Raw genomic sequence first — 14534 nt, 5'->3', positions numbered from 1 at the left:
AGCCGGTGCCGTTTGCACGGCCGCACGGCTCGGCTGGTCGTTCCCGCGCAAGCGGGAATGACGCCGGATTACTTGCTGTCTTTGACTTCTTTGAAGTCGGCGTCGACCACGTCGTCCTGCGGCTTGGCCTGCTCGGCGCCCGCGCCCTGGTGGCCTGCGCCGCCTTCGGCGCCGCCGCCGGCCGCAGCTTGCTGCGCCTGCATGTCAGCGTACATCTTCTCGCCCAGCTTCTGCGAAGCGGTCGACAGCGCGGCCACCTTGGCGTCGATCTCGGCCTTGTCGCCGGCCTTGATCGAACCTTCCAGGTCGGTGATCGCCGCTTCGATCTTTTCCTTCTCGCCCGCTTCCAGCTTGTCGCCGTATTCGGTCAGCGACTTGCGGGTCGAGTGCACCAGCGCGTCGGCCTGGTTGCGCGACTCGGCCAGCTCCTTCACTTTCTTGTCTTCCTCGGCGTTGACTTCGGCGTCCTTCACCATCTTCTGGATCTCGGCTTCGGTCAGGCCGGAGTTGGCCTTGATCGTGATCTTGTTCTCTTTGCCGGTGGCCTTGTCTTTCGCGCCGACGTGCAGAATGCCGTTGGCGTCGATGTCGAAGGTCACTTCGATCTGTGGCGTGCCGCGTGCTGCCGGCGGGATGCCTTCCAGATTGAATTCGCCCAGGCCCTTGTTGCCGGCCGCGATTTCACGCTCGCCCTGGTAGACCTTGATGGTCACCGCAGGCTGGTTGTCGTCGGCGGTCGAGAACACTTGCGAGAACTTGGTAGGAATCGTGGTGTTCTTGTGGATCATCTTGGTCATCACGCCACCCAGGGTTTCGATACCCAGCGACAGAGGGGTCACGTCCAGCAGCAGCAAGTCCTTGCGCTCGCCCGACAGCACGGAGCCCTGGATCGCGGCGCCGACAGCGACGGCTTCGTCCGGGTTCACGTCCTTGCGCGGGTCCTTGCCGAAGAACTCCTTGACCTTTTCCTGCACCTTGGGCATGCGGGTCATGCCGCCGACCAGGATGATGTCGTCGATGTCGGAGACCTTGACGCCGGCGTCCTTGATCGCGGTGCGGCATGGCTCGATGGTGGCGTTGATCAGCTCTTCCACCAGCGATTCCAGCTTGGCGCGGGTCATCTTCAGGGTCAGGTGGACCGGCGCGCCGTTCGCCATGGCGATGTACGGCTCGTTGATCTCGGTCTGCTGCGACGACGACAGTTCGATCTTCGCGCGCTCGGCCGAGGCCTTGATGCGCTGCAGGGCGATCGGATCTTTTTTCAGGTCCAGGCCGTTGATCTTCTTGAACTCGTCGATGATGTAATCGATGATGCGCTGGTCGAAGTCTTCGCCGCCCAGGAAGGTGTCGCCGTTGGTCGACAGCACTTCGAATTGTTTTTCGCCATCGACGTCGGCGATCTCGATGATCGACACGTCGAAGGTACCGCCGCCCAGGTCATACACGGCGATCTTGCGGTCGCCCTTGTCGGTCTTGTCCAGGCCGAAAGCCAGCGCGGCAGCGGTCGGTTCGTTGATGATGCGCTTGACGTCCAGGCCGGCGATGCGGCCGGCGTCCTTGGTGGCCTGACGCTGCGAGTCGTTGAAGTACGCAGGCACGGTGATGACCGCCTCGGTGACTTCCTCGCCGAGGTAGTCTTCCGCCGTCTTCTTCATCTTGCGCAGCACTTCGGCCGAGATTTGCGGCGGAGCCAGTTTCTTGTCGCGTACGCCGATCCATGCGTCGCCGTTGTCGGCTTTCATGATCGAGTAAGGCATCAGGCCGATGTCCTTCTGCACTTCTTTTTCGTCGAACTTGCGGCCGATGAGGCGCTTGACGGCGAACAGCGTGTTTTTCGGATTGGTCACCGCCTGGCGCTTGGCCGGCGAACCGACCAGGATTTCACCATCTTCTTGGTAAGCAATGATCGAGGGCGTCGTACGCGCGCCTTCGGCGTTTTCGATTACCTTTGGCTGACCGTTTTCCATGATGGAAACGCAGGAATTCGTGGTTCCCAGATCGATACCGATAATTCTACCCATGATTTTTCTTCCTTATTTGCTAAAGTTCAGATGGTACTAATATGTGGAAAAGCTTTATGTTTTCAAGTGCTTAGTTCGGCGAATCCGCAAATTACTTTGCCTGCGCCGCAGTCACGATGGCGGGACGCAGCAGGCGATCCGCGATCATATAGCCCTTTTGCAGTACGGAAACTACCGTATTGGCTTCCTGGTCGGCAGGCACCACGGCGACCGCCTGGTGCTTGTTCGGGTCCAGCTTCTCGCCTTGGGCCGGCAAGATTTCCAGCAGACGGTTCTTCTCGAACGCCGACGACAGCTGCTTGAGCGTCATTTCCACGCCCTCCTTCAGCGATTCGATCGACGGGGTTTCCACCTTGAGCGCCATTTCCAGGCTGTCCTTGACCGGCACCATGGCTTCGGCGAAGCTCTCGACGGCGAATTTGTGGGCCTTGGCCACATCTTCCTGGGCGCGGCGACGGATGTTTTCGCCGTCGGCCTTGGCGCGCATGAAGGCGTCGTGCATCTCGGCCAGTTTCGCTTCGGTGGCCGACAGCTGTTCCTCCAGCGTAGGCTGGTCAGGATTCGATGGCGGGGCCGACGCAGCGGCAGCTGCCGCCTCTGGATTAGGTACGGCTTGGTTTTCCTGATCTTGCATCTATAGACTCCTACTATCGTATTTGTTTGACATTACTTTTCATACTGCACCAGCAGCAAATGGGGCGATATCCTACGTTTTCAAGGGTTATTCCGAGCGCCATTTTCCGCCGCTGCCCCGCAAACGGCCTGATGTATCAAGCGTTACAAAACTTCGTCTGTGCAGGCTCTACAATTTTGCAGCGCAGCGTCTAAGATGAACTAAAGACAACCATCGCGGCAGGTTTTCAGGGAGCGCATTCATCATGAAGTTGCCACTGATCGCAGCATCCATCCTGGTGTACATCGTCCTGGCGACGGCATGGATATGCTACGCCGCGGATCCCTTCAGCCGGCTATTTTAACAGGCTGGCACTCGTCACCCGCAAGTGCTGATGACGACGTGGGGACGGAGTTGTGGCGAGATTGCCTCTTTTCAGTCGGCGGCGCCCAGTTTGAGGGCGGCTGCGCGGCCGGTTTCCGCGTCTTTCCTTAATTCATCGTGCTGGGCCGGCGCCAGCTGGGTCGGCCAGCCGATCATGTGCTGTTCGGCAATTTCCGCCAGCGCGGCGATCCAGGCCGGGGTTTCGTTCAGGCAGGGGATGTAGTGGAAATCCTTGCCGCCGGCCTGCTCGAAGTCGTGCCGCACCTCCATCGCGATTTCCTCCAGCGTCTCCAGGCAGTCGCTGGTGAAGCCGGGGCACAGCACGTCCACGCGCCGGACGCCGTCGCGCGCCAGCTGGGCCACGGTGGGCGCGGTGTAGGGCTGCAGCCACTCGGCCTTGCCGAAGCGCGACTGGAAGGTGACCACGTACTGGTCCGGCGTCAGCTTCAGCGCGGCGGCCAGCAGGCGCGCGGTCTTCAGGCATTCGCAGTGGTAGGGGTCGCCCAGCAGCAGCGTGCGCTTGGGCACGCCGTGAAAGCTCAGCACCAGCTTGTCCGGCCGGCCGTGGGCGTCCCAGTGCGCCTGCACCGACTGGCGCAGCGCGCGGATGTAGCCGTCGTGGTCGTGGTAGTTGCGCACGAAGCGCAGCTCGGGGATGTTGCGCACCGCGCGGTAGTGGTCGAACACGGCGTCGTAGATGGAGCCGGTGGTGGTGCCGGAATACTGCGGATAGGCGGGCAGCACGGCGATGCGCTCGACGCCGTCGGCCTTGAGCTTGGCCAGCACCTCGGGCAGCGACGGCGAGCCGTAGCGCATGGCCATGGCCACGGTCAGGTTCTGGTGGCCGCGTTCGCCGAGCGCGCCGAGCAGCAGCAGCGCCTGGGCGGCGGTGTGCACCTTCAGCGGCGAGCCGTCGCGGGTCCAGATCGACGCGTATTTTTTGGCCGACTGGCCGGAGCGGAACGGCAGGATGATCAGGTTGAGGATGAACCACCAGACTGCGCGCGGAATCTCCACCACGCGCGGATCGGACAGGAACTCCTTCAGGTAGCGCCGCACCGCCGGACGGGTGGGCGCGTCGGGCGTGCCCAGGTTGACCAGCACGATGGCGCTACGGCCAACGGTGCCGTGCTTGTGGGGAGGTTCTTTTAGGAAGGTCATGTCGGCCGATGGCAGCGTGTATAGGACAGCTTGCCATTATAGATAGCCTAGCGCAGCGATGGTTGGAAATCGGCGTCGGTGACCATGCCGAATTCGAAACCGCCCGCCAGCAGGCCGGCCACGATGGTGTCCAGGCTCTTGAGCGTGTTCGGGTGGATCTCGTGCATCAGGATGATGCCGCCCCGGCGCGCCCTGGCGGCGGCCAGCACGTGGCCCACGTAATCGCTCTGGAACTGATGCGGCACGCCGCAGGAAATCGCCTCGCGCGCGTCGATGGCGCCGGTGCGGTCGTAGGCCCAGTCGCAGGAATCGATATGCCAGCCGACGATCTTGTAGCCATGCTCGCGCACCAGCTGGTTGGTCTCGCAGGTCGAATTGCCGTAGGGGTAGCGGAACAACTTGGGGCCGTCCGCGCCGGTCAGGCTGTCGGTGCGCAGCACTTCGCCGGCCTGGCGGGCGGCGTCGATGTCGTGGAAGTTGGGATGGCTCCACGAATGGTTGGCCACCACGTCATGCCCGGCCGCGCGCACCTTGGCCACCAGCTCGGGATACTGCTGCGCCTTCTCGCCGATCATGAAGAAGGTCGCGTGGATCTTGTACTTCTTCAGCACCTCGAGGATGTATTCGGTGCCGGGCGCGGTGGGGCCGTCGTCGAAGGTCAGCGCGACGCGGTTCAGCGGCGGCGGCGTGGCGATGTCGGACTCGTAGCGGCAACGGCCTTCCAGCACCGCCGGCTCCACGGTCAGGCGCTCGTTGAGGCGCTTGAAATGATGGTGGCGTATCGCCGCCGCTTCGTCCTGTGGCGCGGCGGCCGCCGGCTGGATTGGTTCGGTCGCCAGCGCGCATTGGCTGGCTGCGGCCAGCAGGATGAACTGTCGCGCCGCGCGTTTGCAAGAGAGTTTGAAAGAGGTCATGCCGCTATTATAGTCAGGCCGGCGCCCAGGGAATGGTCAGGCATGCGGCGCGCGGCCGGGCGGGCAAATACAGGATCTTGACGCGGGAGCCGACGGCGGGACCGGGATCCGGATGATAGAACACGATGCTGTCGCTGCATTTGATCGCCTTCGCGGCGCCCGCCGGCGTGTAGCTGAAATCCACCATCCAGCCATCATCGGTCTGATACAGGCGCGTGACGGTTGCCTCCGCGGCGACGCCGTCCCGCTCCAAGCTGGCCCGTTTTAGCGCCAGCATCACGCCGTACCAGGCCAATCCCAGCGGCGCGGCGATGAACAATGGCAGCCACCAGGGCATCGTCAGGATGCCAGCAGCTCGCGCGCGTGCTTGCGGGTGGTGGCGGTGATTTCAAGGCCGCCCAGCATCCGCGCCACTTCCTCGACGCGGGCCTTGGCGTCCAGCACGTCAATGCGCGAGGCGGTCTTGCCGTTTTCCAGCGTGCCCTTGGCCACCTGGAAGTGCTGGCCGGCCTGGCTGGCCACCTGCGGCAGGTGCGTCACGCACAGCACCTGGCGCTCCTGACCCAGGCGGCGCAGCAGGCGCCCCACCACCTCGGCCACGCCGCCGCCGATGCCGCTGTCGACTTCATCGAAGATCAGCGTCGGCGTGGTGGTGGCGTTCGAGGTGATCACGGAAATGGCCAGCGAGATGCGCGCCAGCTCGCCGCCCGACGCCACCTTGGCCAGCGAGCGAGGCGCCACGCCGGCGTGGCCGGCCACCAGGAACTCGACCTGCTCCAGCCCATGCGCGCCAGGCTCGCCGGCGTTGAGCGCGACCTCGAAGCGGCCGCCCGTCATGTTCAGCTCCTGCATCGCCTTGGTGACGGCGTCGCTCAGCTGGCGGGCCGCCGTGGCGCGGGTGCCGGACAGGCGCCGCGCCTGCTCCATGTACGCGGCCTTGAGCTTTTCCTCCTGCTTGCGCAAGCCGTCGATGTCGCTGGCGTCGGCGATTTGCGACAGGCGCTCGGCCAGCTTGGCGTGTTCCTCCGGCAGCTGCTCCTCGGCGACGCGGAACTTGCGCGCCGCCGAATGGATCGCGTCCATGCGCGCCTCCACGCTGCGCAGCCGCGCGGGATCGAGGTCGACCCGGTCCAGGTAGTCGTTGAGCGCATACACGGCCTCCTGCAGCTGGATGCGCGCCGGCTCGATCAGATCGACGATGGCCTGCAGGCCGGTGTCGATGCCGGCCAGCTTGCCCAGCTTCTGGTTCAGCGACGACAGCTGCGACAGGATGGGATGCTCCTCCGCCTCCGAGATCACCGCCAGCGCCTCCTGCGCGCCCTCCAGCAGGCTGGCCGCGTGCGACAGGCGGCTCTGCTCATTGGTCACCTCGGCCCACTCGCCCGGCTTGACGGCCAGCTTTTCCAGCTCGTTGACCTGCCACTCCAGCCGCTCGCGCTCATACAGCACGTTGGCGGCGTTGGTCTCGAACTCCTCCAGCTGCCGCGCCAGCGCGCGCCAGGCCTTGTACGCCAGCGTCACCGCCTTGACGTCGCCGCCGGCGCCGGCCTGGCCGTCGAGCAGCACGCGCTGCGCCTCGGTCTTCATCAGCGACTGGTGCGCGTGCTGGCCGTGGATGTCGACCAGCATGTCGCCGATCTCGCGCAGCTGCGCCGCCGTCGCCGCGATGCCGTTGATGTAGGCTTTGCTGCGGCCGGCGTTGTCGATCACGCGGCGCAGCAGCGCGCCGCCCTCCTCCGCCGCGAACTCGTTGGCGGCCAGCCAGTCGCGCGCCTGCTCGCTGGGCGCGAAGTCCGCCGTGATGTCGGCCTTGGCCGCGCCCTCGCGCACCACGCTGGCGTCGCCGCGCCCGCCCAGCGCCAGCGTCAGCGCGTCGATCAGGATCGATTTGCCGGCGCCGGTCTCGCCGGTGAAGACGGTGAAGCCTGCGGAGAATTCCAGTTCGATGGTGTCGACGATGACGAAATCGCGGATGGACAGGGTGCGGAGCATGGAGGCCTGGTGAGGTTAATTGAGTTTGCCTTCAACGGAAGGATGTTCGTTCCAGTGCAGCTTTTCGCGCAGCGTGTTGTAGTAGCTCCAGCCTTCCGGGTGCAGGAAGGTGATCGAGTGCGGCGAACGCTGGATGATGATCCGGTCCTGCGCCGTCAGGCTGGCGAAGGTCTGCATGTCGAAGTTGACGCTGATGTCGCGCCCGCGCACGATCTCCACCACAATCTCGCTGGACTCGGGTAGCACGATGGGCCGGTTCGACAGCGCGTGCGGCGCGATCGGCACCAGCACCACGCCGCCCAGGCTGGGGTGCAGCAGCGGCCCGCCGGCCGACAGCGCGTACGCGGTGGAGCCGGTGGGTGTGGAGATGATCAAGCCGTCGGAGCGCTGGTTGTACATGAAGTGGCCGTCGACGTCGACCCGCAGCTCGGCCATGCCGGCGCCGGCGCCGCGCGAGACCACGACGTCGTTGACGGCCAGGCCGACGTGGATGGTGGCGCCGTCGCGCACCACGCGCCCTTCGAGCAGCGTGCGGCGCTCGGCCTTGCAGCGGCCGGCCAGGATCTTGGGCAGCACGTCGAGCATGGCGTCGAGCGGGATGTCGGTCATGAAGCCCAGGCGGCCCTGGTTGATGCCGATCAGCGGCACGTCGAACGGCGCCAGCTGGCGCGCGATGCCCAGCATGGTGCCGTCGCCGCCCATGACGATGGCGGCGTCGCAGTGGGCGCCGATGTCGGTGGCGCTCATCACCCGCACCCGGTCCAGCGCGAAGCCGAGATGGGCGGCGGTCTGCTCTTCGAACACCGCCGTGTAGCCGTCCCGCTGCAGCAGATCGACCACGCTGCGCACCGATTCGGCGATGCCGTCGGTGTTCTGGCGCACGACCAGTGCGATGGTTTGATATACGGCGTGCGTGGCGGTCATAAAAATCTCGGCTAAGGGGTGAGGTCGGCGACACGCAGCAGGGTAACCCATAACGCAGGCTTCTGCCATCACCCGCCCGCCTCACGACTGTACGTTTAAACAGTATTTTGCGCAGTATAGTGTGCGGGCCGCCAGACTGCAAGGACCCCGGTGGCCGCTCAGTGGCCGCCGACGCTCATGATCCCGGCCAGCATCGACAGGAACACCGCCACGCCGATCGCCACCGAATAAAAGGTCATCAGGGTGCCCCAGCGGAAGAACACGCCCCAGCGGCTGCCGCCGTACACGCGCCGCATGGCCCACGGCAGGTAGCCCAGCAGCCAGCACCACAGCACGAAGTTGACGACGCCGAGCGGTATCACCAGCATCACGCTGTAGATGAAAAAGGCGAAGGCGTTGGTGTGCAGCGCGAACAGCAGGTGCTCGCCGAAGCGCTTGCCCGAGCCCAGGTACAGCACCTTGAGCATCAGCGCGAACACCGGCATCAGGCAGAAGATCGCATACGGCGCGTAGTGATAGAAGCCCTCCGAGAAGACCTTGCCTTTTTCGTCGCCCGGCAGGTCTTCGAAGGCCTGCCATTTGTGCCTGAGCGTCGGCCAGCGCTTGAGGAAGTCGCCGTCCTTGTCCATCAGGCTGAAGTCGACATTGTTCTTGCTCTTGCTGCGCTCCGCGGCGACGGCGGCGTCCTCCTGCTTGAAGTCTTCCTGCATGGCGCCGATCGCCGCCTCGGCGGCGGCCTTGCCGCGCTGCTCTTCCGGCGTGAGCGGCTTGAGCGGCGCGGCCGCCTTGGCGGCCTGGCGCGCCGCGTCCGCCGCCGAGGTCGCCGCAAGCTCGGGCTTCTTTTCCTTGTCGTCCGCGACCGGATCGAAGCCGCTGGTGAACTTCATCAGCGCGAAGAACACCAGGCTCAGCGTGAGATACAGGCGCAGCGGCTGCACGAAGCGCACGCGGCGGCCCCGGATGTATTCCAGGGTCAGCGCGCCGGGCCGGAACAGCAGGCGCATCACCGTGCCCCACAGCTTGCCCTCGAGCGCGACGTAGTGGCCGACGAACTCGTGCAGGAACTCGCGCGTGCTGGCGTGGTGCAGGATGGCTTCCTGGCCGCAGTTCGCGCAGAAGTGGCCGCCGAGCGGCGCCTCGCAATTGGGGCAATGGTCCGGCGGCGCGTGGGCCTCGTGTTCCTGGGTGACGGCAGTGCTCATGCAAACATCCTGATCGTTAAGGGCATGGAAAAAGTGTCCAAATGATAAACGAGTTCATCCGATAGTTGTCGGAATTCAATGTAGCGCCCGTGAAAAAAACAACTGGTTAAGATGGTTGCAGCCACAGGATCGGCAAGCCTTCCGCCACCACAACCGCAGGCAAATAAGGAGTCAACATCATGAGCAGCAAACACACGGGTTCGGCAGTATGGAGCGGCGGCCTGAAAGACGGCGGCGGCAAGATTTCCACGCAGAGCGGCGCCATGGACAACGTCCAGTACGGATTCCACGCCCGCTTCGAAGACGGCCCCGGCACCAATCCGGAGGAACTGATCGGCGCCGCGCACGCGGGCTGCTTCACGATGGCCCTGTCCGGCATCCTGGCCGAGGCCGGCCTGACGGCGCAAAACCTCAGCACCACGGCCACCGTCACGCTCGACAAGGTGGACGGCAACTTCGCCATCACCGAGGTCCACCTGAACCTGGTGGCCAGGATCGCCGGCGCCGACCAGCAGAAATTCGAGGAGGCGGCCCTCAAGGCCAAGCAGAACTGCCCGGTGTCCAAACTGCTGAACACCCACATCACGCTGGACGCGCGGCTCGAGCGCTGAGCGCGGTTGCGGCAAAACGCATAGAATTCTGGTTTATCCGTTCCCACGAAAGACCACGATGCGTATTCTGCACACCATGCTGCGGGTCGGCGACCTCCAGCGCTCGATCGATTTCTACACCAAGGTGCTCGGCATGAAGCTGCTGCGCACCAGCGACAATCCCGAGTACCGGTACACGCTGGCCTTCCTCGGCTACGGCGCCAACCCGGAGCACGCCGAGCTGGAGCTGACCTACAACTACGGCCAGAGCAGCTACGAGCTGGGCACGGCCTACGGCCATATCGCCATCTCGGCCGACGACATCGTCAGCGCCTGCGACGCCGTCAAGGCCAACGGCGGCGCCGTCACCCGCGAACCGGGCCCGGTCAAGGGCGGCTCGACGGTGATCGCCTTCGTCACCGATCCGGACGGCTACAAGATCGAATTGATCGAACGGCGTTTCGACGGCCAGGGCGCGGGGCTTTAATAAGCCGCGCCGGGCGGCGCCGGCAAAACCGGCGGCGCCATCGGCCGTTCGCGCAGCGGAAAGCGCCATTCGCGCACCCAGGACGTCGCTTCGTCCGATACCCAAGCAGACCTCGGGCTGGTGGGGCAAGATGCGGCCATCGCAATCGGCGATCAACTGAGGGGACGCAGCATGACACGGTTTTTTCAATCTGTAATGGCCATCGCATTGGCCGCCGGCGGGCTGGCACAGGCGGCCGACCTGACCGTCGAGGTCGCCGGACTGAAGGATGGCAAGGGCCAGGTGCTGGTCGCCGTCTACGACAAGGCCGAGGACTTTCTCAAGCGCCCCATGCGCACGGCGGCGGTGGCGGCGCAACCGGACAAGGTGCGGCTGGTCATCGCCGGCCTGCCGCCCGGCGACTACGCGCTCAGCGTTTTCCAGGACAGGAACGGCAACGGCGACCTGGACGTGAACCCGGTGGGCATGCCGATCGAACCCTACGGCTTCAGCAACGATGCGGCGGGCCGCTACGGGCCGCCGGATTTCCAGCAGTCGCTCGCGCCCCTGGCGGCGGCCGGCGGCACCATCGCCATCACCCTGCGCTGAACCGCCATGCACCGGCGTGATTTCCTGCGCGGCGTGACCGCGGGCGGCGCGCTGCTGGCGTTGCCGGACTGGGCCAGGGCAGACGAGACCCGGGACAGCTATCTCAGCAAGCTGCCGGCCCACCCCCGGCTGGCTGCGCTGCGCAACTGCGCGGCCGAGCGCCTGGGCGGCAACGCGGTCGTGGAAGGCCGCTGGCCCGCCGAACTCAGCGGCACCTTCTACCGCAACGGCCCGGCGCGTTTCGAGCTGGGCGACGAGCGCTACCGCCACTGGTTCGATGGCGACGGCATGGTGCACGCGTGGCGCATCCAAGGCGGCAGCGTCCGGCACGAAGCGTGTTTTGTGCAGACCAACAAGTACGTGGAAGAATCGGCCGCCAGCCGGTTCCTGTATCCGGCCTTCGGCACCGATATCATGCGCCAGCCGGTGGGCAACAACGACACGGTCAACGCCGCCAACACCAACGCCGTGCCGCACGCGGGCAAGCTGTACGCGCTGTGGGAAGGGGGCTCGGCCACCGAACTCGACCCGTCCAGCCTGGCGACCCGCGGGATACGGACCTGGCGCGACGATCTGGCCGCCCTGCCCTTTTCCGCCCATCCCAAGATCACCCCCGACGGCACGCTGTGGAATTTCGGCGTGGTCCCGGGAGCGAATAAGCTGGTGCTGTGGCGCGTCGCCCCGGATGGCAGCCTGGGCAAATTCGGCCTGCTCGACGTGCCGCACCTGTCCATGGTGCACGATTTCGTGGTCACCGCACACTACATGGTCTTCCTGGTGCCGCCTTTCGACCGGCACGGCGCGCCGCACACCAGCTACCTGGGAACGCATGTGTGGAATGGCAAGCGACCCCTGCGCGCGCTGGTGATCGACCGCGCCGACTTCACGCTGCGGCGCGTATTCGAAATGCCGGCCAGCATGGCGCTTCACCTGGGCAATGGCTGGGATGAGGGCGAGGTGCTGCGTTTCGATGCGTGCATGGCCGCCGACGACAGCAATCTGCGCGCCCTCGGCGGTGTGATGCGCGGCGAGTCCTGGCACGAGACCAGCACCGACAGCGTGCTCATCACGCTGAACCTGGCCAGCGGCAGCGCCCGCAGCGAGCCGCTGTTGCGCGGCACCGAGTTTCCCCGTGTCGCCAGCGCCGACATCGGCGGCCGCTACCGCCAACTGTTCGTCACCACCAGCCACAGCACCTCGGAATTCGGCATGACCGGTCTGGCCTGCCTGGACGTGGAAAGCGGCAGGGTCGAGCGCTTCGAATATGGCCCGGGCTGGCTTGTGGAGGAGCACATCCCGGTGGCGAAAGCCTCGGGACGGGGCCAGTGGCTGCTGGGCGTGGCATACGACGTGCGCCGGCAGCAGAGCGTGCTGACGGTCTTCGATGGCGCCCATCTATCGCACGGGCCGCTGGCGCGGGCGCGCCTGCCCTACGCGGCGCCGCTCTGTTTCCACGGTAACTTCCTGGCGGCCTAAGGCGGTCGACGGCTTGTTTGGCGCCCCCCGCTCCCGCATAATCGGATATTCACCTTGGCACTGACCCACTTTATGTCGACCGACCACCCGCTTGACCTGATCCCGCTGTTCCGCCGCGTCCCGGCGGGACTGCTACGCGACCTGGCGTACACCTTCCTGCTCGGTATCGCGGGCTGGCTGCTGTTCTTCGGCCTGTTTGCGTACGACTTGCCGCGCGGGCGCCTGATGGAACAGCTGGGCAGCGACTTCGTCATCGCGATGGCGATCGCCTACACCGTGCATGGGCTTTACGCGCTCGGCAACATGGTGCTGACCCCATGGCAGCACCATATGCACGGCTGGCTGCGCGGGGGGTACAACGTGGCGCTCTCCACCTGCGGCGTGTTTGCCGGCTACTTCATCGGCCTCACGCTGCTGAACCCGGCGGCGGCCCACCACGAAATCTTCACACCCGGCATAGTCCTGAGCTTTGCCATTGTGTCGATGCTGGTCTCGTTCGCGCTCCTGTTCTCGTATCTGGCGCGCGAACGCGAAGTGCAGGCCAAGGAGCGCCTCGCGGCCGAGCAGCGCCGCGCGCTGGAGGCCGAACGCCGCGCGCTCGAAGCCCAGCTGCGGATGCTGCAGGCACAGATAGAACCGCATTTCCTGTATAACACGCTGGCCAATGCGGTCGGCCTGATCCAGCCGGCCCCCGAACGCGCCCGGCTGCTGCTGGAACGCCTGATCGACTACCTGCGCGTCACGCTGGTGGCCAGCCGGGCCAGCGCCGCCCCCTTGCAACGGGAAATCGACACCATCACCGCCTATCTGGAATTGATGAAATTGAGGATGGGCGAGCGCCTGCGCTACCGGATCGAGCTGGGCGGCGACGCCGCGCGCGTCCCGCTGCCGCCGATGCTGCTGCAACCGGTGGTGGAAAACGCCATCAGCCACGGACTGGAGCCGAAAGTGGCGGGCGGCGAAATCGTGCTGACCGCCGACATCGAGCGGCAGCATTTGCGCATCCTGATCCGGGACAGCGGCGTCGGTTTCCGCTCCACGGCTCCGGGCAAGGTCGCCGGCGGGGTGGGCTTGTCCAACCTGCGCGAGCGCATCGCCGCCCTGTACGGTGACGATGGCAGCCTGAGCATCACCGACAATGCGGCGGGCGGCGTCAGCGTGACCTTGCGCATTCCCCTACCGTCGTCCACCCCCACTGCCTGAAGCGCCACAACCGCCATGCCTACCGCACTGATTGCCGACGACGAGCCAGTTCTCGTCGACTTCCTCCAAGCCGAACTGGCCGCGCTGTGGCCTGAGCTGGCCATCGTGGCCACCGCCAGCAATGGCCTGGACGCCTTGCGGCTCATCGACGAGCTGTCGCCGTCCATCGCCTTCCTGGACATCCGCATGCCCGGGCTGACCGGACTCGAGGTGGCGAGCCGGCTGCAGGCCCTGCGCGCCGTGCCGCGCGTGGTCTTCGTCACCGCCCACGATCAGTATGCGGTCGACGCATTCGAGCGCGAAGCGGCCGATTATCTGCTCAAGCCGCCCACGCGCGAACGCCTGGGCCGCGCGGTGGAACGGCTCAAGCGGCAGCTGGCCGGCAGCGACAGCGCGCCGCCCGCCGCCGATGTGCTGGCCCGGCTGGTGGCGACCTTGGCGCAGCCGCCGGCCAGCTCCCCGCTGGAGTGGATACTGGCAGCGCACGGCAACGAGACGCGCATGATCGCCCTGGACGAAGTGATTTATTTTGAGGCCAACAACAAATATGTGTCGGTGTTTACCGAAGAGGGGGAATCGCTGATCCGCATGCCCCTCGCGGAAGTTATCGACGGCCTCGATGCCAGGCACTTCTGGCAGGTTCACCGCGGCACGGTGGTGGCAGTGAAACACATGGCCGGCACCAAGCGCGATTTCCGCGGCCGCACGCTGGTCAAATTGAAGAAGCGGCCAGAGGAGTTGCTGGTCAGCCGCGCCTACCTCCATCTGTTCCGGCAACTATAAGTCCGCGCCGTCCAGCGCCAGGTGGACGCAGAACTGTTGCATGGTCACAACGACAACGTTGTCTATTTTTCGCACCGGGCGCGCCGTCCGGAACGGCTGCAGGCTGGCGTTCCGGATCGCCATTCAGCCCCCCTGAGCGCGGCCGCCCGACCTGTGCGCCGCGGAAATAGCGCTTCAAATAAGACCTTTTTACCAG

14 protein-coding genes are annotated in these 14534 nt (G+C 65.5%); 6 read left to right on the top strand and 8 right to left on the bottom strand.

The features are described from left to right. Positions 1 to 68 precede the first annotated feature (68 nt). The 8 genes from dnaK to AC07WS_RS24660 form a co-directional block, all read right to left on the bottom strand. Positions 69 to 2021 (bottom strand): molecular chaperone DnaK, encoded by a 1953-nt coding sequence (dnaK, locus tag AC07WS_RS24695; RefSeq protein WP_117014048.1) that lies wholly within the window; start codon positions 2019 to 2021, stop codon positions 69 to 71. 91 nt (positions 2022 to 2112) lie between these two features. Next, on the bottom strand, positions 2113 to 2655 hold the full coding sequence (gene grpE / locus AC07WS_RS24690; RefSeq protein WP_020700874.1) for a nucleotide exchange factor GrpE: 543 nt from the start codon (positions 2653 to 2655) through the stop codon (positions 2113 to 2115). Positions 2656 to 3069: 414 nt separating this feature from the next. Beyond that, positions 3070 to 4179: a ferrochelatase gene (gene hemH / locus AC07WS_RS24685; RefSeq protein ID WP_494731620.1), complete on the bottom strand. Its 1110-nt coding sequence runs from the start codon at positions 4177 to 4179 to the stop codon at positions 3070 to 3072. A gap of 47 nt (positions 4180 to 4226) precedes the next feature. Further along, the gene (locus tag AC07WS_RS24680; protein WP_494731619.1) at positions 4227 to 5093 is read right to left on the bottom strand and encodes a polysaccharide deacetylase family protein; all 867 of its coding nucleotides are present in this window, start codon (positions 5091 to 5093) and stop codon (positions 4227 to 4229) included. Between the two features lie 13 nt (positions 5094 to 5106). After that, a complete protein-coding gene (locus AC07WS_RS24675; protein WP_494731618.1) occupies positions 5107 to 5430 on the bottom strand; it encodes a DUF3592 domain-containing protein in 324 nt (107 codons plus the stop codon). 2 nt (positions 5431 to 5432) lie between these two features. Then, positions 5433 to 7085: a DNA repair protein RecN gene (gene recN, locus AC07WS_RS24670; RefSeq protein ID WP_494731617.1), complete on the bottom strand. Its 1653-nt coding sequence runs from the start codon at positions 7083 to 7085 to the stop codon at positions 5433 to 5435. Positions 7086 to 7100: 15 nt separating this feature from the next. Next, positions 7101 to 8009 (bottom strand): NAD kinase, encoded by a 909-nt coding sequence (locus AC07WS_RS24665; RefSeq protein ID WP_494731616.1) that lies wholly within the window; start codon positions 8007 to 8009, stop codon positions 7101 to 7103. A gap of 158 nt (positions 8010 to 8167) precedes the next feature. After that, complete coding sequence (locus tag AC07WS_RS24660; RefSeq protein ID WP_494731615.1) at positions 8168 to 9211, bottom strand: DUF3667 domain-containing protein; 1044 nt, start codon at positions 9209 to 9211, stop codon at positions 8168 to 8170. A 179-nt stretch (positions 9212 to 9390) separates the two neighbouring features. On the opposite strand from AC07WS_RS24660, the gene AC07WS_RS24655 reads away from it, so the two are divergent. The 6 genes from AC07WS_RS24655 (at position 9391) to AC07WS_RS24630 (ending at position 14338) form a co-directional block, all read left to right on the top strand. Continuing rightward, positions 9391 to 9822 carry an OsmC family protein gene (locus AC07WS_RS24655; protein ID WP_494731614.1) on the top strand — a complete coding sequence of 144 codons (432 nt, stop codon included), beginning with the start codon at positions 9391 to 9393 and terminating at the stop codon, positions 9820 to 9822. Positions 9823 to 9880: 58 nt separating this feature from the next. Further along, positions 9881 to 10288 (top strand): lactoylglutathione lyase, encoded by a 408-nt coding sequence (gloA, locus tag AC07WS_RS24650; protein WP_494731613.1) that lies wholly within the window; start codon positions 9881 to 9883, stop codon positions 10286 to 10288. Positions 10289 to 10483: 195 nt separating this feature from the next. After that, the gene (locus AC07WS_RS24645; RefSeq protein ID WP_494731612.1) at positions 10484 to 10876 is read left to right on the top strand and encodes a DUF2141 domain-containing protein; all 393 of its coding nucleotides are present in this window, start codon (positions 10484 to 10486) and stop codon (positions 10874 to 10876) included. A gap of 6 nt (positions 10877 to 10882) precedes the next feature. Further along, on the top strand, positions 10883 to 12352 hold the full coding sequence (locus AC07WS_RS24640; protein WP_494731611.1) for a carotenoid oxygenase family protein: 1470 nt from the start codon (positions 10883 to 10885) through the stop codon (positions 12350 to 12352). A gap of 54 nt (positions 12353 to 12406) precedes the next feature. Further along, positions 12407 to 13555: a sensor histidine kinase gene (locus AC07WS_RS24635; protein ID WP_494731610.1), complete on the top strand. Its 1149-nt coding sequence runs from the start codon at positions 12407 to 12409 to the stop codon at positions 13553 to 13555. Between the two features lie 15 nt (positions 13556 to 13570). Further along, positions 13571 to 14338 carry a LytR/AlgR family response regulator transcription factor gene (locus tag AC07WS_RS24630; RefSeq protein ID WP_494731609.1) on the top strand — a complete coding sequence of 256 codons (768 nt, stop codon included), beginning with the start codon at positions 13571 to 13573 and terminating at the stop codon, positions 14336 to 14338. Positions 14339 to 14534: the final 196 nt, after the last annotated feature.

This window comes from Duganella sp. GW821-FHT01E12 (assembly GCF_059422325.1).
Note: the sequence above shows the minus strand (reverse complement) of the source record. Positions and strands in the feature narration are given on the sequence as shown.

Excerpts from the sequence above, each read along its gene's own strand:
- dnaK (WP_117014048.1), bottom strand. The coding sequence starts at position 2,021 with ATGGGTAGAATTATCGGTATCGATCTGGGAACCACGAATTCCTGCGTT.
- grpE (WP_020700874.1), bottom strand. The coding sequence starts at position 2,655 with ATGCAAGATCAGGAAAACCAAGCCGTACCTAATCCAGAGGCGGCAGCT.
- hemH (WP_494731620.1), bottom strand. The coding sequence starts at position 4,179 with ATGACCTTCCTAAAAGAACCTCCCCACAAGCACGGCACCGTTGGCCGT.
- AC07WS_RS24680 (WP_494731619.1), bottom strand. The coding sequence starts at position 5,093 with ATGACCTCTTTCAAACTCTCTTGCAAACGCGCGGCGCGACAGTTCATC.
- AC07WS_RS24675 (WP_494731618.1), bottom strand. The coding sequence starts at position 5,430 with ATGCCCTGGTGGCTGCCATTGTTCATCGCCGCGCCGCTGGGATTGGCC.
- recN (WP_494731617.1), bottom strand. The coding sequence starts at position 7,085 with ATGCTCCGCACCCTGTCCATCCGCGATTTCGTCATCGTCGACACCATC.
- AC07WS_RS24665 (WP_494731616.1), bottom strand. The coding sequence starts at position 8,009 with ATGACCGCCACGCACGCCGTATATCAAACCATCGCACTGGTCGTGCGC.
- AC07WS_RS24660 (WP_494731615.1), bottom strand. The coding sequence starts at position 9,211 with ATGAGCACTGCCGTCACCCAGGAACACGAGGCCCACGCGCCGCCGGAC.
- AC07WS_RS24655 (WP_494731614.1), top strand. The coding sequence starts at position 9,391 with ATGAGCAGCAAACACACGGGTTCGGCAGTATGGAGCGGCGGCCTGAAA.
- gloA (WP_494731613.1), top strand. The coding sequence starts at position 9,881 with ATGCGTATTCTGCACACCATGCTGCGGGTCGGCGACCTCCAGCGCTCG.
- AC07WS_RS24645 (WP_494731612.1), top strand. The coding sequence starts at position 10,484 with ATGGCCATCGCATTGGCCGCCGGCGGGCTGGCACAGGCGGCCGACCTG.
- AC07WS_RS24640 (WP_494731611.1), top strand. The coding sequence starts at position 10,883 with ATGCACCGGCGTGATTTCCTGCGCGGCGTGACCGCGGGCGGCGCGCTG.
- AC07WS_RS24630 (WP_494731609.1), top strand. The coding sequence starts at position 13,571 with ATGCCTACCGCACTGATTGCCGACGACGAGCCAGTTCTCGTCGACTTC.